Annotated in this window: 17 protein-coding genes; 10 read left to right on the plus strand and 7 right to left on the minus strand. The window is 70.7% G+C overall.

The genetic code is table 11. The annotated features are described in order from the left end of the window. Positions 1–16: 16 nt before the first annotated feature. A complete protein-coding gene (gene pglX, locus ACH4DZ_RS26695) occupies positions 17–3,577 on the minus strand; it encodes a BREX-2 system adenine-specific DNA-methyltransferase PglX (RefSeq protein ID WP_398289845.1) in 3,561 nt (1,186 codons plus the stop codon). Positions 3,578–3,772: 195 nt separating this feature from the next. Here pglX and ACH4DZ_RS26700 point away from each other — a divergent pair, with 195 nt between their 5' ends. The 5 genes from ACH4DZ_RS26700 to ACH4DZ_RS26720 all read left to right on the plus strand — a co-directional run bounded on the left by ACH4DZ_RS26700 (position 3,773) and on the right by ACH4DZ_RS26720 (position 7,416). Then, complete coding sequence (locus tag ACH4DZ_RS26700; RefSeq protein WP_398289846.1) at positions 3,773–3,952, plus strand: hypothetical protein; 180 nt, start codon at positions 3,773–3,775, stop codon at positions 3,950–3,952. Positions 3,953–4,153: 201 nt separating this feature from the next. Beyond that, positions 4,154–5,557 (plus strand): ATP-binding protein, encoded by a 1,404-nt coding sequence (locus tag ACH4DZ_RS26705; RefSeq protein ID WP_398290017.1) that lies wholly within the window; start codon positions 4,154–4,156, stop codon positions 5,555–5,557. A gap of 130 nt (positions 5,558–5,687) precedes the next feature. Continuing rightward, the gene (locus tag ACH4DZ_RS26710; protein ID WP_398289847.1) at positions 5,688–6,137 is read left to right on the plus strand and encodes a DoxX family protein; all 450 of its coding nucleotides are present in this window, start codon (positions 5,688–5,690) and stop codon (positions 6,135–6,137) included. After that, the gene (locus ACH4DZ_RS26715) at positions 6,137–6,646 is read left to right on the plus strand and encodes a Zn-ribbon domain-containing OB-fold protein (RefSeq protein WP_398289848.1); all 510 of its coding nucleotides are present in this window, start codon (positions 6,137–6,139) and stop codon (positions 6,644–6,646) included. The genes ACH4DZ_RS26710 and ACH4DZ_RS26715 overlap by 1 nt, the downstream gene beginning before the upstream one ends. 155 nt (positions 6,647–6,801) lie before the next feature. Next, positions 6,802–7,416: a GNAT family N-acetyltransferase gene (locus ACH4DZ_RS26720; RefSeq protein WP_398289849.1), complete on the plus strand. Its 615-nt coding sequence runs from the start codon at positions 6,802–6,804 to the stop codon at positions 7,414–7,416. Between the two features lie 54 nt (positions 7,417–7,470). Here the strand turns inward: ACH4DZ_RS26720 and ACH4DZ_RS26725 are convergent, their stop codons facing one another. Then, positions 7,471–8,226 (minus strand): pyridoxal 5'-phosphate synthase, encoded by a 756-nt coding sequence (locus tag ACH4DZ_RS26725; RefSeq protein WP_398289850.1) that lies wholly within the window; start codon positions 8,224–8,226, stop codon positions 7,471–7,473. Positions 8,227–8,271: 45 nt separating this feature from the next. Further along, complete coding sequence (locus tag ACH4DZ_RS26730) at positions 8,272–8,697, minus strand: pyridoxamine 5'-phosphate oxidase family protein (RefSeq protein ID WP_398289851.1); 426 nt, start codon at positions 8,695–8,697, stop codon at positions 8,272–8,274. A gap of 487 nt (positions 8,698–9,184) precedes the next feature. On the opposite strand from ACH4DZ_RS26730, the gene ACH4DZ_RS26735 reads away from it, so the two are divergent. Together ACH4DZ_RS26735 and ACH4DZ_RS26740 are read left to right on the plus strand one after the other, a co-directional pair. After that, positions 9,185–9,775, plus strand: a complete 591-nt coding sequence (locus tag ACH4DZ_RS26735; RefSeq protein ID WP_398289852.1) for a hypothetical protein — start codon at positions 9,185–9,187, stop codon at positions 9,773–9,775. Positions 9,776–9,893: 118 nt separating this feature from the next. After that, positions 9,894–10,478 carry a dihydrofolate reductase family protein gene (locus ACH4DZ_RS26740; RefSeq protein ID WP_398289853.1) on the plus strand — a complete coding sequence of 195 codons (585 nt, stop codon included), beginning with the start codon at positions 9,894–9,896 and terminating at the stop codon, positions 10,476–10,478. 580 nt (positions 10,479–11,058) lie between these two features. On the opposite strand, the gene ACH4DZ_RS26745 is transcribed toward ACH4DZ_RS26740, so the two are convergent. The 3 genes from ACH4DZ_RS26745 to ACH4DZ_RS26755 all read right to left on the minus strand — a co-directional run bounded on the left by ACH4DZ_RS26745 (position 11,059) and on the right by ACH4DZ_RS26755 (position 14,984). Then, positions 11,059–11,979 (minus strand): hypothetical protein, encoded by a 921-nt coding sequence (locus tag ACH4DZ_RS26745; protein WP_398289854.1) that lies wholly within the window; start codon positions 11,977–11,979, stop codon positions 11,059–11,061. A 4-nt stretch (positions 11,980–11,983) separates the two neighbouring features. Beyond that, a complete protein-coding gene (locus ACH4DZ_RS26750; RefSeq protein ID WP_398289855.1) occupies positions 11,984–13,126 on the minus strand; it encodes an NlpC/P60 family protein in 1,143 nt (380 codons plus the stop codon). Between the two features lie 685 nt (positions 13,127–13,811). Then, positions 13,812–14,984, minus strand: a complete 1,173-nt coding sequence (locus ACH4DZ_RS26755) for a thiolase C-terminal domain-containing protein (RefSeq protein ID WP_398289856.1) — start codon at positions 14,982–14,984, stop codon at positions 13,812–13,814. 148 nt (positions 14,985–15,132) lie between these two features. On the opposite strand from ACH4DZ_RS26755, the gene ACH4DZ_RS26760 reads away from it, so the two are divergent. Then, on the plus strand, positions 15,133–16,317 hold the full coding sequence (locus tag ACH4DZ_RS26760; protein ID WP_398289857.1) for an acyl-CoA dehydrogenase family protein: 1,185 nt from the start codon (positions 15,133–15,135) through the stop codon (positions 16,315–16,317). Continuing rightward, on the plus strand, positions 16,314–16,844 hold the full coding sequence (locus ACH4DZ_RS26765) for a nitroreductase family deazaflavin-dependent oxidoreductase (protein WP_398289858.1): 531 nt from the start codon (positions 16,314–16,316) through the stop codon (positions 16,842–16,844). Before ACH4DZ_RS26760 ends, ACH4DZ_RS26765 begins: the two co-directional genes overlap by 4 nt. 210 nt (positions 16,845–17,054) lie before the next feature. Here ACH4DZ_RS26765 and ACH4DZ_RS26770 read toward each other — a convergent pair whose 3' ends face one another. Beyond that, on the minus strand, positions 17,055–17,702 hold the full coding sequence (locus ACH4DZ_RS26770) for a TetR family transcriptional regulator (RefSeq protein WP_107015451.1): 648 nt from the start codon (positions 17,700–17,702) through the stop codon (positions 17,055–17,057). A gap of 124 nt (positions 17,703–17,826) precedes the next feature. Between ACH4DZ_RS26770 and ACH4DZ_RS26775 the strand changes: the two genes are divergently transcribed. Continuing rightward, complete coding sequence (locus ACH4DZ_RS26775; protein WP_398289859.1) at positions 17,827–18,669, plus strand: VOC family protein; 843 nt, start codon at positions 17,827–17,829, stop codon at positions 18,667–18,669. The last annotated feature ends 213 nt before the right edge of the window (positions 18,670–18,882 follow it).

Raw genomic sequence — 18,882 nt, forward strand, 5'->3', positions numbered from 1 at the left:
TTGTGCTCTTTCGCTGTCAGGGCTGTGCGCCTCTGCGTGGCCTGCCCCGCTTCGGGGCCGGAGGGCGCCACGTGTCCACGTCTTCGGCCGAGAGGCCCAGGCGGGTGAGGTGCTGCGCGTAGGTGTGACGAAGGGACTCGCTGTCCTCCAAGGGGGGGGACGGGGCGGTGTCGGGAGTGACCGCAGCGGTCCACGGGAGCAGCTCGGCGAACGCCCTGAGCAAGGGCACGGCCGACTCCGGATGATGTGCGTGGGCGTGGGAATCGGCTTCGAGGAGGCGGCACACCACCGCGGCTCGCTCGTCGGCGGACCAGCCAGCCCAGCCGATCGGCGTGGTGGGAGAAAGCGGCGAGGCGGACGACGCCAACGAGACGAACCGCTCATCAGGGATGTCGAACTTGCCGCGGTGTCGCCAGTAGGAGGGTTTCATGAAGTCCACGGCCGTGAAGCGCGGTGGGGCCGGGGTCGAGTGGTACACGTCGTCGGCGAGCCCCTGCTGGTCCTCTCGGCGTTGTGCTTCCCACATCTCTTCCCAGGCGCGACGCTTGGCGAGACCGGATGCCTTGTACCGAAGAGGCGCCGCCTGGGGTACGTGTTCGTCGGCGAGCAGGTCTAGCAGCACTTCGGACACCCCGGCAGCAGGAGCGTAGAGGCCCGCCAGCCTGGTGAAGTCCTCGTTCCCGCCCAGTAGTTCGGCCAGTCGGCGGACCGTTCGTGGAACAGGCCGGCGTCCCGTCGGGGACATCTCGTACCACAGGTGGGACGCTTCGCAGTGGTCCAGCAGGCGTTGCCGGAGCACGGCATGGATCCTTGTTTCCCAGGGTTCGACCGTCCAGCGGCGCTTGTACTCCGGCTGCTCCAGCAGCCCCAGGGAGGTGTTCCGCTGGATGGCGTCCACCCGGCGTCGTACCAGATCTCGGTACGCCGGGGGCCAGTGCTGAGGAACGTCGGTCAGCGGTATCGCCGAGTGGTGCGTGAACCACCGCGTCGTTGCCTCACCCGTCGCGACGCGCCGGGCGAGCGCGATCTCGAAGGCTCGTTCCCCGATGGCGAGGGCGGGTACGTCCTCCACCGGGCCGGTCAGTTCCCCGGCGTCGGAGATCAGGCCGTAGTGGGCGTACACCTTCCAGTCGAGTTCTTCCTGAAGGGCGATCATCCGTGCTCTGAGTGACGAGGACCGGGCTTCGGCCGAGTCGAGGAACTCTGCGGTGACGCGGGTGTCAGGGGCTGCGATGTCCCGCAGGACGTGCTGCGACTCGGCCGCGAGCCGGTCCAGCTCGGCCGCCTCCGCGACAGGGAATTCGGCGGGGAGCGGAAGGTCGAGAAGCCGGGTCGAGGTGAACTCGTAGATCTTCGCCCACGCGTCACCGCCTGTTTCGGAGCCACGCAGCTGGTCCACGCGTGACTGGCCCTTGCTCTGGCTCATCTGCTTGAGCCAGAAACTCACGGCCGAGCTGTTGAGGGTGCCCAGCAGCCCGAGATGGGACTCCGCCGAGGCGCTCTTCGGCAGCTTGATCACCGGTGCCGAGTTGAGGGGAACGGCAGAACCCCGGAGCAGGCTGAAGTGGGGGTGGGTGGCCACCCAGGGGAAGACGAGGGACCACGGATGCACGTCTCCGGTGGACGCGATGTGGTGCCAGTCGTACCAGGGGGACGACTTCTTCGCGCCCTTCCGCTCCTTCAACACGGTTCGGTACGGCCACAGCCGTCGGTGGTGTCCGGGAAGGCTGTGCAGGTCGATGACAGGGTCGAAGCGCTGATGCGTGCGGGGGAAGAACGCCTTGAGCGCTGGGGGCGCCGACCAGTCCCGCACCTCGGAACCGGTCAGCACCGGGACGGTGGCGGACTCCTCGGCCCCCTGACGCCGGAAGGTACGGCCGGTGGCGCAGAAAAGGTCGTCGGCTCCGGTGTTGGCGGCGTATCCGATGCGCAAGGCCCGGTCGCCGAGCCGCTCTCCGGTCTCCATGCGGCGCAACACGTCGCGGGCCGCCAACGGTGTGAGACTCCAAGGGAAGACGCTCAACTGCTTGCGGTCCTGCTCGTAGGACTCCGCCCACTCGCTCACCGCCCCGGTCGTGAATGCCAAGGCCCGCAGAGACTGCCAGACGTGTCCCTGTTCGGGGACCGTCGGTTGCGAGGGTTCACTGCGGCGACCCACGACCGTATGGACAGGCGTACCGGCATCGGCCTCATGGTTGCGGCCGGCGAGGATGACGGTCGGTGTGCCGTGGCCGGGGATGTATGCCCCCGACGTGTCGATGACGTGCGTGATCTCCACCCTGGGCAGGGTGTGCTCGACGAGGTTCCGCCCGAACTCACGCTTCATGAAGGAGTTGGACGTGAAAAGACCGACCCGGCCGCCCGCTTCGCCCCGCCGTGCGAGTTCGAAGGCCAGTTCCGTGAAGGGAACCGGCAGCGCGTAGGCGCCACTGCAGCTCTCGTAGAGGTCGCGGTAGGTCGCGGACAGTGCCTTGTCCGCGACGGTGATGTAGGGCGGATTGGTCGCCACCACGTGGTAGGAGGCCGGGAGAAGAAGCCCGTGCCGAGCGGCGTACTCGTCGACCTCGGAGGGCGGACCCGGACTCGCGGTCGTCCGACCCGGACGCACTGTACGGCCGAAGAGGAGGGAGTCACCGGTCGCGACGACCAGCGACAGGTCGGGGACCTTGTCGAGACGTCGTTCCTCTGTGCTGTTCATGGCGGCCAGCAGCAGTCGGAACCGGGTGACGATCACAGCGCCCGGGTCGATGTCGCAGCCGTGCACCGACCGTAGGGCCCGTGCCGCCCGCTGCCACGGGCTCATGTCCGGCCTGGTGTCGGACCAGCGCCGGAAGAGCCGTTCGTACGCGTCGAGCAGGAACGCTCCCGAGCCGCAGGCGGGGTCGACGACCCGGAATCCGGACAGCCCCGCGGTGTGCGATGTGTGGTCCGCCGCGTATTCCGCGAGGGCCGGTTCGAGTACGAGGTCGTGGATGAGGTCGACCACGAACCGTGGAGTGGAGACCTGGCCGTACGACTTCCGCGCGCGCCCGTTGAGCGCCGAGTGCAGATCGGCGAGGAACCTTGTGGAGCGTGAGGCGTCCGTGAAGTCGTGCCGGAGAGTGCCGTCCGGGTTCCGGCGGCGCCAGACGGACAGCAGCTCCCTGCCGACCTCGTCGCTGGGCCGCAGCTGACGGAAGGGATCACTGGAGCCGCCGAACACGGAGGCCATCACGGGATGCGCGCGGAGCCGGTCGACGGCGTGTACTACGAACTCGCCGGCCGTCGCGTGCGTGCGGGGCGAGTGGGAGTCCTCGTTCATGGGGTCGGCCGGGTGAGCGGCGAAGGGGATGTCGAGCAACTCGTTGTCCTCGCAGAACCGGACCATGACAGTCGCGAGTACCCACGCGGTCGCCACCTGGGAGAGCCGGGCGTCCAGCCAGTCGGCCCATGTCCCTGACGTCAGCCCGACCCGCCTGGCGGTCTCGTATTCGTCGCGCCACTCCTCGACGGCGGGGTCGGCGGTGAGGCGAGTGTACAGATCCGACTCGATGCGGGCCGTGAGCCCCAGCAGGTCGCCCAGCAGGCCGTTCTCCACGGGCGTGTGCCCCTTCCCGTCATCTCCGTGTGGTGCGAGCTCACTTTATCATCGGGAGAGTGTCATAAAGTTTGGAGAGTGTTGTGATTACGGTCTACGCTTCCTGGTGTCGGCCGGTCGCGATGACCGGACGTCCTCGACGAAGGGGGTGGGTGGCTCATGGGTGGTGATGGTGGGTGGCTCAAGTGGATTTGGGTGGCGATCGTCCTGATCGGTGCCCTGCCGTGTGGCTGTGTAGCCGCCAGTGTTTTCTGGCTGGCGACGAGCGGTGGCCCGGCAGGAGGGAGGGTGAAGGTGGCGCTCGCGGCGGGCGGTGTGACCTTCCTCGGGCTGGCCACGCTCGGCATCGCGATCGGGACCTTTGTGGCCGAGTGACGTCTCCGCAGCGTAAGGGATACACTCCTTAGGGATGTATCCCTTGCAAATCAAATCTCGGGAGTTCACTTGCAGCAGCAGGCCAAGCCGGGCAAGCCGTCGCGCGTCTTCGATCGCGGGAGCGAGTGGCGCGCGCTCACCGCCTTCGTGGACCGGCCTCTGCCGCACGCCATGCTCGGGATCCTCAGCGGCAGGCGGCGGATGGGCAAGACCTACCTCCTGCGTGCGCTTGTCGAGCAGTACGGGGGGTTCTACTTCGGTGCCACGGCGGGTACCGAGGCGGAGTCCCTTCGCCAGTTCAGTGCCGCCCTGGCCGAGTATGCGGGTTCTCCGGCAGCCTTCTCCTTCGCCACGTGGGACGACGCGATCTCCTATCTCTTCGGGCTCGCCGCCCCCCGAAAGGGAGACGCCCCGGGGGGTGTCGACCCGAAGGCGCCGCTTCTCGTGGTTATCGACGAGTTCCCGTACCTGGCGAAGGTGGCTCCGGAACTTCCCTCGCTCATCCAGCGTGAGACCGACCGCTTCCAGGCGGAGGGGAGCCGGATGCGGCTGCTCCTGTGCGGTTCGGCCATGTCCGTCATGGGCGGGCTGCTGGCCAGCACGGCACCTCTGCGTGGCCGTGCTCAACTCGAACTCGTCGTACGGCCTTTCGGATATCGGGCCGCGGCGGACTTCTGGGGTGTCGGCGGCGATCCGGCGCTGGCCGCCAGGCTGCACGCAGTCGTCGGCGGAACCCCTGCGTATCGTCGCCAGTTCCTCGCGGACGACGTTCCCAGCGGTCTGGCCGACTTCGACGACTGGCTCTGCCGCACCGTCCTCTCGCCGTTCAGCCCTCTCTTCCGGGAAGCGCGGTATCTGCTCGCCGAGGAGGCGGACATCCGTGACACCGCCCTGTATCACTCGGTGCTGGCGGCCGTGGCGCAGGGCAACACGACGCGGGGCGGTATCGCCGGCTACATCGGTCGCAAGTCCGTCGACATCTCCCATCCGCTCAATGTGCTGGAGGACAGCCATCTCCTCGCGCGAGAGGAAGATGTCTTCCGGGCCGGCAAGTCGCAGTACCGCATCACCGAACCGCTGATCAACTTTTACGAGGCCGTCATGCGGCCGTCCTGGGCGCGGCTGGAGAGCGGCCAGGCCGCGGAGGTGTGGGCGCAGTCCGCAGAGCGCTTCGCCGCTCAGGTGGCGGGGCCGCACTTCGAGACGGTGTGCCGCGAGTACGTCCTGGGACCGGGGAGATCCCTGCTCAGCACTTCTCTCGGAACTGTCGGCAGTGGCGTGGTGGCCGATCCGAAGGAACGTCGGCAGATTCAGATCGACGTGGCCGTCGTCGAACCGGGCTCCGGTGGCAGTGCGCAGTCGGTCGCTCTGCTCGGTGAGGTGAAGTGGGGCACGGTCATGGGAGTCGGTCACCTGGAACGCCTCCGCCGAGCCAGAGAGCTGCTCGCCGTGCGAGGGATGGACACCGGGCATTGCGGCCTGGCGTGCTTCAGTGCCGCCGGTTTCAGTGAAGCGCTGCGTGCCGAAGCCAGGCAGGAGGGCGTACTGCTGGTCGGATTGGATGAGTTGTACGGAAAGGTGGTCCCTGAAGGAGTCCTGACCTGATGGACCTTCGCCGGTGGGTGGAGCCCGGGTGGCCGTCGGAAACTTTCGGCACGCGGTCTTGCGCGAGTGCCTTCACATCGACTGAACTGACATACCGTCAGATCTGCTGCTGCGTAAGGGGTTCGGTGCCATGGACACCATCTGGCTCACCGGTGCGGAATGGGTCGCCGTGCTCCGGATCGGGCTCGGGCTGTGGTGGCTGGAGAGCTGGCGGCACAAGGACAAGAAGGGCTGGTTCGAGCGGGGCACCGGGATCGCGTGGGCGGCCGACGTCGCCGCGAAGCACCGGTGGAACCCGGTGCGCAGCGGCTTCACCACGGTGGTCGCGCCCCGGCCGCGCACGATGGCGTACGTCGTCGTGTACGCGGAACTCGCCCTCGGCCTGGGCCTCGTCGTGGGCTTCCTGACCCCGATCGCCCTGGTCGGCGGCCTGCTGCTCAATCTCCTCTACCTCGTGCTGATGATCCACGACTGGGCCGAGCAGGGGCAGAACACGATGATGGCCCTCATCTCCCTCGTGGCCCTGTTCGGCATGTCCTGGCAGACGTGGTCCCTGGACAGCGCGCTGGGACTCTTCTGATGGCGGCCGGCTTCGGCGTACCGGCCCGCTTCGACCTGCCGGAGGTCGACGCCTTCAGCCGGCCCTACTGGGACGCCGCCGCCGACGGGCATCTGCTGCTGCGCAGGTGCGGCGCGTGCGGGCGCGCCCACCACTACCCGCGCGAGTTCTGCCCGCACTGCTGGAGCGAGGCCGTGACCTGGGAGCGGGCGAGCGGCCGGGCCACGCTCTACACCTGGTCCGTCGTCCACCGCAACGACCTGCCTCCTTTCGGGTCCCGTACGCCGTACGTCGCCGCCGTCGTCGACCTCGCGGAGGGGCCGCGGATGATGACCGAGGTGGTGGACTGCCGGGAGGGGGACCTGCGGGTGGGGATGGCGTTGGAGGTGGCCTTCCGGGTGGAGAGGGAGGGGGGCGCGGCGGGAGGGGGAGCGGCGGAGGGGGGAGCGGCGGAGGGGGGAGCGGCGGAGGGGGGAGCGGCGGAGGGGACCGTCGCGGTTCCGGTGTTTCGGCCCCGGCCCGCTGCCTGAGCCTCCGGGCTCTCGGGCGTTCGGGCGTTCGGGCGTTCGGGCTCTCGGGCTCTCGGGTTCTCGGGTCCTCGGGTTCTCGGGCCTCCCGGGCCTGCGTGGCTTTCGGGGTGCCCCCTCGTACCGTTCCGGCTCGGGGTCCGTTGTTGAATGGCTCGATGACCGACTTGTACGAGTCCTCCGGCTCCCTCCCCCATCCCGAGATCCGCGGTTACGGACTGCGGCTCCGCCCCTGGGACGCGGACACCGAGGAGGACGTCCAGGCATGGCTGCGGGGATACCTCGACCCCGAGTTCCAGCGGTGGAACACACCGCTCAGGCCGATGAAGGACCGCGCCGACGCGCAGGAGTCGATGGCGACGCGGGTCAAGGCGGCCGAGGAGGGGGTGGGCGCCTCCTTCTGTGTCACCGACGTGACCGGCGGCGTACCGCTCGGGCACATCGGGATCAACGACATCGACCACGTCATACGGGTCGCCCGCGTCGGCTACTGGGTGCTCCCCGACGCGCGGGGCCGCCAGGTGGCCACGCGCGCCCTCGCCCTGGCCTCACGCTGGGCCTTCGAGGAACTGGGCCTGCATCGGCTGGAGTTGGGACACGCGCTGGGACATGAGGCGTCGTGCCGGATCGCCGAGCGGTGCGGGTACCCGGCCGAGGGGATCCTGCGCGGGGCGATGTTCGAGTCGGGGCGCCTGGACGCCTTCCGGGACGTCCACCTGCATGGCCGGCTGGCGACGGACCCCGCCACGGATCTTGAGCCCGTCCTGCCGTAGCGGCCCGCCCGGCCCGCCCCGCCGACGGTGGCCGGCGGTGGTCGGCGGCGGCTGTCAGGGCCACAGCAGTTCCTTGCGCCATGTGCCGTCCGCGCGACGGTAGGTCAGGCGTACGTGGCGGCGGCGCGCGTCGCCCTGGAAGAACTCCACCTCGTCCGGGTCCAGGACGTACACCGTCCACGACGGCGCCGGGGCGTCCGGTTCGCGGTGGGCGCGGTCCCAGGCCGCGTCCGAGGCGCGCTGCAACTCCTCGTACGAGTCCAGCACTTCGCTCTGCCTGCCCACCAGGGCGGAGGCGAGCGCGCCGGTCGAGCGGGCGTGCAGGTCGGCCCGCGCGACCTCGGGCGGGGCGACGGTCACCGGGCCGCGCACCCGGATCTGCCGGCCCTGCGCGGGCCAGTAGAAGCCGAGTGCCGCGTACGGGCGGGCCGCCAGGTGCCGTCCCTTCCGGCTGCCCGCGTGCGAGGCGAAGTGCCACCCCTCCTGGTCGGCGCCGTGCAGCATCACGGTCCGTACGTCGGGCAGGCCCTCGGCGTCCGCCGTGGCCAGCGACATCGTGTGCGGCTCGGCCTGCCCGGCGGCCACGGCCTCGGCGAACCACTGCTCGAAGAGCGGCAGCGGATCGGCGGGGGCCGCGGCCGGGGCGAAGTCCGGCAGCTCGGTGTCCCAGACCCGCTGAGCCCTCAGCAGCCGTACGAACTCGGCGGGACTGGAGAGACTGGAGAGACTGGAGGGACTGGCGGGACTGGAGGGATCTGAGGTGGGGGTGGGGGAGTCGTTCGTGGGCGGGGTGGGGGCGTCGGCGCTCATGCCCCGATTGTCACGCGGTGGACGGCTGTCACGCGGTGGACGGCCTCAGACCGAACCGAGGTCGGACGACAGCCACCGGTCCGGGCGCATCCGGATGACCACCATCTCGCCGTGTTCCTTCCAGGAGAAGTCGACGTACCCGTCGACCTTGTCCGCCGCAAGGTAGCGGGCCGAGATCTCGTGGAGCTGTTCACGGGTGGCGGCGGTCGATCCGACGACCGGCCCTTCGAGGGACACGTACCGGATGGTGGGTTCGACCCGGTCCACCATCAGGGAGAACCTGCCCGCGGCGCTGATCAGCTCGTTCTTCCGGGAGTTCAGCCCGGTCAGGATCCAGACGTCGCCACCGGGCTCGTACTGGTACCAGATCGGCAGGGTGAGCGGGGCGCGGCCCGCCCCCGCGTCCACGGCGAGCGCGGCGATGTGCGGTTCGGCGAGGAACTTCTCGCGTTCTTCACGGGTCAGGGCCATGGGATTCCTCCGGAGTGTCGGGGTGCCTGGGGTGGCTTTTTCCGCGGTTCCGTAAGTGCTTCCGTGAGTGCTTCCGTCAGTACTGCTTTCGGGTGCTGCCTTCAGCGGTCCTTCAGTGGTCCTTCTGCTCTCAGCTCTTCCAGCGTGATACGCCCGTCCGCGTATTCCGGGAGCGCCACGGCGGTATCGCGTCTTCGGTACGTCGTACGGGAGGGCGGGGCGGGCCAAGTGGGCGTGTGCGGGGGCAGATTCGGGCCGGCGCGGGCCCGGGTCGGCCGGGATGCACCGCCGGCCGGGGGGTTGGGCGCAGGCCGGGGGTAGGGCGCCGGCCGGGGGGGGTGGGCGCAGGCCGGTGGTAGGGCTGGCACCACCATGGATCGGGGTGCGGACTGTCTCGATGCGGCGGCCGGGCGACGGCATTGTTGAACCTGGTCGAAGCCAGTTGATCGAAGGGGCCGCAGCCTCTTCCCCCGGAAGGAAAACCCCCATGAAGTCGCAGCTCGCGGCGGAGCCGGAGACGGTGGGCGTGGCCGCTCCCGGGGCGTTCGTCTCCTTCGTCCGGTTCGTGGTGTGCGGTGGGGGTGTCGGGGTTCTCTCCAGCGGTGCGGTGGCGCTGCTGGCCGGGTCGGTGCCGTGGGTGGTGGCGAACGCGGTGATCACGGTCGTGTCGACCGTCCTGTGCACCGAGCTGCACGCGCTGTTCACCTTCGGGACCGGGAAGCGGGCCGGGTGGCGCCGACACTGGCAGTCCGCCGGGTCGGCCACGGCCGCCTACGCGGTGACCTCCCTCGCGGTGCTCGTCCTGCACCTGGTGCAGTCGTCGCCCGGCGTGCTCACCGAGCAGATCGTCTACCTCGGGGCATCCGGGCTCGCGGGGACGGGGCGGTTCCTGGTGCTGCGGCTGTTCGTCTTCGCGGCGGGTGAAGGTGGGCGGGGGCATGGGGGCGGTGGGGACGTCGCTGCCGTGCGGGTCTTGGCGGTGCGGGCCTTGGCGGTGCCGATGCCGATGCCGATGCTGGTGTCGGTGCCGGTCGCTCCGGTCTCCCTCTCTCCGCTGGTTCTCGTGGCCGGGGCGTGATGGGCTGGAGTACGTGATGGGCTGGAGTACCGATGACTTCTTCCGGTTCTCGCAGTCCAAGGAGTGACCGGTTCACGGATTTTCACCGACCGGCACTTTCGGACCCTGGAGGAACATCATGAGGAAGATCAGCGCCGGACTGTTCATCTCGCTCGACGGTGTCGTCGAGGCACCCGACCAGTGGCACTTTCCGTACTTCAACGACGAGATGGGCGCGGCTGTCGGGGCGACCTTCGATTCGGCGGACACCATGCTGTTCGGCCGCAGGACCTATGACAGCTTCGCCGGGGCGTGGCCGGAGCGGGAGGCCGCCGGAGGCGAGGACGCGGGGTTCGCCAAGCAGCTCGGTGACGTGCGCAAGATCGTTGTGTCGAGGACGCGGCTTGAGTTCGAGTGGCGCAACTCCGAGCAGCTGGAGGGTGACCTCGTCGAGGTCGTGACCGCGCTCAAGAACGAGGAGGGCGGGGACATCGCGCTCAGCGGGTCCGTGTCGGTCGTACGGCAGCTGCTGGCGGCGGGGCTCCTGGACGAGCTGCATCTGCTGGTGCATCCGATTGCGGTGCGGAAGGGGATGCGGTTGTTCGAGGAGGGGGAGCCTGCGGTTCCGCTGACGCTGATCTCGGCGGAGACGTTTCGGACGGGGGTGCTGAGTCTTGTGTACGGGCCGGGGGGTGAGGGCGCCGGCCCCCGCGCCCTCGGGTAGGGGGTGGCTCCGGCCGGGGTGTCGGCTGCGGGCCGGCGGGGGCCGGTCGCGCAGTTCCCCGCGCCCCTGGGTGGGTGGGGGTTCGGCCGGGATTGTCGGGTGCGGGCCGGTGAGGGCTGGTCGCGCAGTTCCCCGCGCCCCTGGGTGGGTGGGGGTTCGGCCGGGTTGCCGGCTGCGGGTCGGTGGGGGGTGAGTGCGCAGTTCCCCGCGCCCCTGGGGAGGGGTGGGTTCCGGCTTGGTTTTGGGTGCGGGCTGGTGGGGGCTGGTCGCGCAGTTCCCCGCGTCCCTGGGTGGGTGGGGGTTTGGGTGGGTTGTTGGGTGCGGGGCGGTGGGGGGTGTTCGCGCGGTTCTCCGCGACCGCAGAGACGAAAAGCTGGGGCGTAGCCCCGTTTTTCAGGGGCGCGGGGAACTGCGCGGCCAGCCCCCACCGGCCCGCATGTGGCGGACTACGTATCCGTTCCGCGGTTGCCGCGCAGGCAGGGGGGTCTGCCTTTTCTGGGGGCGCGGGGAACTGCGCGGTCGGCCACCGGCGGGCCGCACCCGGCGAACCCGCGCCCGCCCCGCCCCACCGCATGCCTGCCTACGGAGTCGGGGTCCTGCCCGCCTTGCGGGTGAAGCGGCGTAGGCCCCTGCGGGTTGGTTTGAGGGGCTTGTCCTCGGGGGCCTCCGAGGACTCGGGGGCATGGCCCGGCGGCAGGGCCGGTGCCGAGGCCGGAGCCGCAGACACGGCCCGGCCGCCGTGTTCGAGCCGGGTCCGGACCGTGTGGGCCATGGCTTGATGGGCCGGCTCCAGCAACAAGCCCTCCGCAGACAACCGCCCCCACATGTGCAGCAACTCCTGCCCCCGCGTGGCCACCTGCCCCTCGTCCAGCAGCCGCTGCCACGCCGCGGTGGCCCGAGCAACATCGGGCGCCGCCCGGTGCAGGTCGATGCGGCACCGGATGCGTGCGACGGTCAGCGCGAGCGTGATGGACAGCGTGTAGTCGGCGCGCAGATACGCGAGGTACGCCTCTATCGCCCGCGCCTCCAGCGAGAGATCGTCCTCCGCGCCCCGGCGCAGCGTGAGGTGCTCCCGCAACGCGCTGGCGAGGACGAACGCCGCGTGCAGCTCCTCGCGTTGCGCGTGCTGGATGATGCGCTCCACGCGAGCCAGCGGCGGGAACGCCTCCTCCTCCGCGGCGGTGCGTTCGAGACCGGGCGGCAGATCGTCCTCGTCGGCGATGGTCCGGCTCGACCCGTCGGGGTGCACCCGCAGGCGTGCCACCTGCATCACGGAGCGGTCGATGACGGTGGCCGCCACCGGGGCGCCCAGGGTGCGGGCGAACATGGCGATGGCGTCGAGGATCGCCTCGTTGGGTTTGCGCCTGCCGCCCATCTCCAGCAGATGGCCGTTGACCACCGTCGATCCGTCCTCGGCGACGTAGGCGTCGAGGCGGATCAGCGGCCGGGCGGCGAGCGCGGGCAGGTTTCCCGTGTCACGGGGTGTCAGCGAGTGGGACATCCGCTCATACTCCCGGTCGGACGACGCCGAGAATGGCCATGGAGGCGGCCGGGGCGGTCGTGATCGTGCGTCCTGGGCGCGGGGCGTGGACGATCTTCCCGCCCCCGATGTACATGCCCACGTGCGTGGCGTCGCTGAAGTAGATGATCAGGTCGCCGGGCCGCGCGGACGCCAGGCTGACGCGGGTCAGCCCCGCCCACTGCGCCTGTGACGTACGGGGTATGGGGTGGCCCGCCCGCGCCCATGCCACGGAGGTGAGTCCCGAGCAGTCGTACGCGGAGGGGCCGACGGCACCCCACCCGTACGGCTTGCCGATCTGCGCCATCGCGAAGTTGACGGCCTTCGCGGCGGCTCCGGTCGCCGTCGTCCCGCCGCCGACCGAGCCGCCTCCGTTCCCGCCTCCGCCACCGGACCCGTTGCCGTTGCCGTTTCCGGTCGAGGTGCCGCCGCCCGCGCCGGAGCCCGAGCCCGAGCCCGTCCACCGGGACTCGGCCTCCTTGGCCCGCTGCTTCTCCAACGCGGCCAGTTCGCGGGTCTGTTCCTTTTCGAGGCCCGCCTCGATCTGCTCGGCCTCGGCGATCTTCCCCTCGATCTTCTGCTTCGCCTCGGCCTTGTCCGCGCGGCTGCTCTTCAGCTTCCGCAGTTCCTTCGTGGCGGTGTCGGTCTGCCGGCTCAGCTCCGCGCGGGCGGTCTTCTGGGACTCGGAGACGTTGACCAGGCCCCGCATGACCTGACGGGCCTGGGACGCCTCGTTCAGGGCCTGCTCGGGGTGGTCGCCGAGCAGCAACTGGATGCCGGTGGCGGCGAGATCGCCCCCGCGGTACTGCGACCGGGCGGCGGCGCCCCCGAGGTCGTGCAGATCGTCCACCCGGCTCTCGGCGCGGGCCAGGCCCTTGCGGAGCGACTTCAGCCGCTTCTCCTGCTTCTTCGCCTTCTCGTCGGCGGTGTTGTACGCCTCGGTGGCCACTTCCGCCGTGCGGTAGAGGCCGTCCAGTTCGGTGCGGATGTCCTCGATGGACTGGTCACCCTGGGGGTCGGGTTCGCCGGGGGCCGCGTAACTCGGGCCGGATATGAGGGAGATGGCGAGGGCGAGGGTGGCTATGGTGGCGCGACTGCGGAGCCGTCTGCCGCCGGTCGACACGTTCATCAGCTCCACTTTCAGAGGTCACGTGCGGGCTGCTCGGACGGACTGCTTGTGTGTCGGAGTCGCCACCGCGGTCTGAGCGGTGGGTCGTTCAACCCTCGAACACACTACCGCCCCTTGTACGGGTGGCCCCTGTATCCCCACGCGTGTCAATCTCCACGCAGGCAACTTTTCTACTGCCGTATGCCTTCGGGGGTGGCTCCGGTCGATTGTCGACCGCGGCCGGTGGGGGTTGAGCGCGCAGTTCCCCGCGCCCCTGGGGAGGGGTGGGTTCCGGCTTGGTTTTGGCTGCAGGCCGGTGGGGGCCGGTCGCGCAGTTCCCCGCGCCCCTGGGTGGGTGGGGGTTTGGGCGGTTGTCGGGTGCGGGCCCGTCGTGGCTGAGCGCGCAGTTCCCCGCGCCCCTAGGTGGGTGGGGGGTTCGGGCGGGTTGTTGGGTGCGGGGCGGTGGGGGTTGTTCGCGTGGTTCTCCGCGCGCGCAGAGACGAAAAGCTGGGGCGCAGCCCCGCTTTTCAGGGGCGCGGGGAACGGCGCGACCAGCCACGACGGGCCCGCAGCCGAGTCTCCGGCCGGCGGCCCCACCGCCCCGCGCCCGGCACCCCGGCCGACGGCCCCACCTCCTAGGGGCGCGGGGAACTGCGCGAGCAACCCCCACCGCCCCGCACCCGGCCCCCCCGGTCGGCGGCACCCCCTAGCGGCCCAGCACCACCGTCCCCGACGAGCAGAACCACCCTCCCGTCCCCGACACCACCCCCAGCTCAGGCAGCCCGCCGCCCCCGCGGCGGACCTGCCGGCCCCCGGCCTCCCCCCGAAGCTGCCGCACCGCCTCCACCAGCAGGAACAACCCCCGCATCCCGGGATGCTGACCCGAAAGACCGCCCCCGTCCGTGTTGACGGGCAGCTCCCCGCCCGCCACCCTCAACCGCCCCTCCCCCACGAACGCGCCCCCCTCCCCCTTCTCACAGAAGCCGAGATCCTCCAGGGTCACGAGCGTCATGTACGTGAAGGCGTCGTAGATCTGCGCCAGGTCGATGTCGTCCGGGCGAACTCCCGCCCGCTCGAAGGCGATGCGCCCGCTCACCGCCGCCGGCGACACCGTGAAGTCCGGCCACTCGGACATCGTCGTGTGCGAGACGTGCTCACCGGTGCCGAGGACCCAGACGGGAGCCGCACGGCAGTCCCGTACGTACTCCTCCGCCGCCAGCAGGACCGCCGCCCCGCCGTCCGACCGCAGACAGCAGTGCAGCTTGGTGAAGGGGTCCGCGATCATCGGGCCGGACAGGACGTCGTCGACCGTGATCGGCTCGCGGAACATCGCGTCGGGATTGAGCGCCGCGTTCTGCCGCGCCTGCACCGCCACCGACGCCAACTGCGCCAGCGTGGTGCCGTGTTCGTGCATGTGGCGCCGCGCGGCCATCGCGTACTTGGCGATCAGCGTGTGCCCGTACGGGACCTCGAACTGCAGCGGCCCCCGGGCGCCGAAGGAGAGGTTGCCGGTGCGGCGGCCCGCCCTGATGTCCGCGCGGGCGGTGGACCCGTACGCCAGCAGGACCACGTTCGCGTGGCCCGCCGCGATCGCGTCGGCCGCGTGCGCCGCCATGACCTCCCACGTCGATCCGCCGACGGAGGTGGAGTCGACCCAGGTCGGCCGCAGGCCCAGGTACTCCGCCACCTCGGCCGGCGCCAGCGTGCCGAGGCCCGCCGAGGCGAAGCCGTCGATCACCGACCGGTCGAGGCCCGAGTCGGCCAGCGCCCGGCGGGCGGCCTGGGCGTGCAGCGCGTACGGCGTCGCCTCGTCCACACGGCCGCAGTCGGAGAGGGCCACGCCGACGACGGCCACCTTGCGATTCCCTGCCGGAGTCATGGAATCTGACGGTACATCAGATACGGCGCGGTGCGGGAGGTGCGGTGACGTCGTGACCCTGGGCATCTGCCGGTCTCCGCTCTAACATGACGGCCCGTCAGATCAGGGAACCGGACGCCGGACACCCGGCCCGGGGAGGAGCCCGCCGATGGACGCCACCTTCACCGCGGAACAGGACGAGATCCGCCGCACCCTCCGTGAGCTGCTCCTCAAGCGCTGTGGCCCGGAGGAGGTCAGGGCCGCCGTACGGACCGCCGGCGGTTACGACCCCGGTCTCTGGGAGACCCTCGCCCAGCAGCTCGGGCTGCCCGGCCTCGCGCTTCCCGAGGCGTACGGGGGAGTGGGGTGCACGACCACCGAACTCGCCCTGGCCGCCGAGGAGATGGGGCGCGCTCTCGCCCCGTCCCCCCTCCTCGCCACCGCCGTACTCGGCGCGCCCCTCGTACTCGCCCTCGGCAGCGCGAGCCAGCGTGCCGCGCTGCTGCCCCGTATCGCCTCCGGCGAACTCACCGCCGCCCTCGTCGTACCGGGGGCGGCACTGACCACCGCACTCGGCCTGACCGGCGGCAACCGCGGCGACTGGGCGGGCGGCGGACGGGCCGGCGGGGTACAGGCGCGGCGGGCCGACGGCGGGTGGCGGCTGTACGGGCAGGCCGACCAGGTGCTCGACGGGCACAGCGCGGATCTGCTGGTCGTCGCCGCGCACACCGGGGGCTTCACCGGCTCGCGCCCTCTCTTCTTCCTCGTGCGGGAGGGGGCGACCCGCGTACGGCAGACCTCACTCGACGAGACCCGGTCGCAGAGCCGGATCCAACTGAGGCACTTGGACGCCGAGTTGCTGGGGGACGAGGAAGGCGCGGACGTCGGCAGTGTCCTCGCGCGGGTGGGGGACTCGGCCGCCGCCGTCCTGGCCGCGGAGGCCGTCGGCGCCGCCGACCGCGTACTGGAACGGACCGTGGAGTACGTCAAGCAGCGTGAGCAGTTCGGGCGGGCGATCGGGTCGTTCCAGGCGGTGAAGCACCGGCTGGCCGATCTGTACGTACAGGTCCAGGGCGCGCGTTCCGCCGCCTACTACGCGGCCTGGGCGACCGTCGAGGGCCGGGAGCGGGTCGGCGGTCTGGCGCTCGCGCAGGCTCTGGAGGCGTTGCGCGTCTGCGGCTCCGAGGCCGTTCAGCTGCACGGCGGGATCGGGTTCACCTGGGAGCACGAGGCGCATCTGTACTTCAAGCGGGCGGCCGGCGACGAGCTGCTCTTCGGGCCGGTGCACCGGCTGCGGGCGTACGCGGCGGAGGAGGCGCGGCTCTTCGGCGGCGGGGAGGTGGCGGTCCGATGACCACGACTCCGTCCCGGCGGACCGGGGTGCGGCTGGTGCAGAAGGTGTCCTCGACCCGGGGTTTCGCGAAGGTCGCGCCGCATGTCGTTCCGGCGCTGGACCGTGCGGTGCACCGGCTCACGCGCGGAAGAGTACTGCTCAGCGCGCAGATGCTGCCCGGCGTCATCCTCACGGCGCGGGGCGCGAGGAGCGGACTGCCCAGGCGTACGCCGCTCGCCTGCATGCCGGAGGGGCGTACCGGAAAGGGCGCGGACGAGTGTGCCGTCGAGGGTGCGGCCGGGAGCTGGATCCTCATCGGGTCCAACTTCGGGCGTACGGACCATCCCGCCTGGACCGCCAATCTGCTGGCCCACCCGGACGCGGAGATCAACTGGAAGGGCCGGGACCTCCCGGTGACCGCCCGCCTGCTGGCCGGTGCGGAACGGGACGCGGTGTGGCGGGCGCTGCTGGAGTTCTGGCCGCCGTACGCGACGTACCAGGCGCGGGTGGAGCGGGAGATCCGGCTGTTCCGGATCGTACGGAGATGAGGGGCGCGCGGGCCGTCGGGCGCGGGACCGGGAGCGCGACAGGCGGCAGTCCACCGGGGCGAATCCACCGGGGCGAACTGCCGCCCGTGTGACAGGACGTGTGCCTGGAAACGGCGAATGGATACCGTGAACGGGAACGGCGGACGGGAACGGGAACGGGAACGGCGAACGTAAACGGCGAGCGGGAACGCGTGGACCGCGTGTCGTCGCCTACTTGGTCGGCTTCTTGCCCGTCACACCCAGGTGCACCAGCAGTGCCAGGTTCGGCTTCAGTTCAGCCTGCTTGACGCCCCACGTCTGGAAGCCCTTCTGGTGCGAGGCCACCGCCGCGAGCATCGCCACGAGGGAGCCCGCCATGGCCGCGGGGCTGACGTCCTTGTCGACCTTGCCCTTGGCCTGGAGCTCCTTGACCGTGTCCGTCAGGGAGTTGTTCACGGAGTTGAGGATCTTCATACGGATCTTGTAGAAGCGTTTGTCGCCCTCGGCGGCGCCCAGGTCGACGACCCGGAGGATGGCATCGTTTTTGCGCCAGAACTCAAGGAAACCGTCCACGAGTTCCTGCGCGGTCTGCCAGCCCGCCTTGCCGACCCAGGAGCGTCCTTCGAGGAGCTCGGTCAACCCGGCGCCCTCGGCCGCCATTTGCTCGGCGATCTCCAGGACGGCGCCTTCGACGTCCGGGAAGTACTGGTAGAAGGTCGCCGGTGAAGTGCCCGCCTTCCGGGCGACGTCGATGACTTTGACGTCGCGGTAGGGCGAGGAGCTGAGCATCTCGCTGAGGCAGTCGAGCAGCTTCTGCCGCGTCGCCTGCCCGCGCCGACCGGCCACACGGCCGTCGACGGTACGCACTTGTCCTGTCATGCCGTCAGCTTACCGAGGGGTGATCGGAGCGCGATTCGGCCGACTGCAAATGGGGTGCACGGACCTGCGGGGCGGTGGAGCAGCCCGCTCTGCGGGATGAGCGGAACGCCGTTAGCTTGGCCGCATGGCTGGATCTGACTCTGCCGCGTTCGCCGAGGGCGTCCCCTGCTGGATCGACGCCCAGCTCCCGGACGTCGAGGCGGGCAAGCGTTTCTACGGCGGACTCTTCGGCTGGACCTTCGACTCCGCCGACCCCGCCGACCTCTCCGACCCCACCGACCCCGCCGACTCCGCCGACCCCGTCGGCCCTTCGGAGGGCGCCGGCCCTTCCGGGGCCGGGCAGTGGGCCGACGGCCCGTACGCGGGGGCCGTGCGGGCCCGGCTCGGCGGGGAAGCCGTCGCCGCTCTCGTGCCCAAGCGGGACGGGCGGATGCCCACCGTCTGGGCGGTCTACTTCGCCACCCCGGACGCCCAGGACATGGCCGACCGCATCCGCAAAGGGGGCGGCCAGATCGTCACGGCCCCCGTGCCGGTGGGCCCGTACGGGGTCGGGGCGCTGGCCGCCGACCCGGAGGGCGCGGTCTTCGGGCTCTGGGAGGCCGGTACGCACCCCGGCTTCGGCGGCAGCCGCGGGACGGGCACCTTCAGCTGGGTCGAGCTGTACTCACGGGACACCGCCACCGCCGACGCCTTCTACCCGGGCCTCTTCCGCGACGCCCTCTTCGGGCCGGGCGTCACCCGGGAATTCGGCCGCGCCCATATCTCCGACGTCTATCCCGCCGAGATGCCGCCCCACTTCCTCGTGCACTTCGGGGTCCAGGACTGCGAGGCCGCGCTCGGCGCGGTGGCGAGGCTCGGCGGCCGTGTCCAGGCACCGCCGTTCGACACCTCGTACGGGAGGGTGGCGGTCGTCAGTGACAATCAGGGGGCGTCCTTCGCGGTGCTGCAGCGCCGGGACGGGGGATGAGGCGTCCACGATGGGGGACGAGTCGTGCTCCAGCACGGAATCTCAGCTTTCTGTGCCGATGAAATGGGCGATGCTCCAGGGCTGAAACCCGTGCGGGAAGCTCCGAAAGGCACCGAAAAGCCCCGGCCGACGTTGAAAAGCAAGGCAGAGCCGAGTTATTTGCCCGGGAATGGCGGGAGACATCCCGAATGGGTCCCGGGTTCGCAACCGGAG

The sequence above is a fragment of the Streptomyces sp. NPDC017991 genome (assembly GCF_044328075.1).
In the GTDB taxonomy this organism is placed as follows: Bacteria; Actinomycetota; Actinomycetes; order Streptomycetales; family Streptomycetaceae; genus Streptomyces.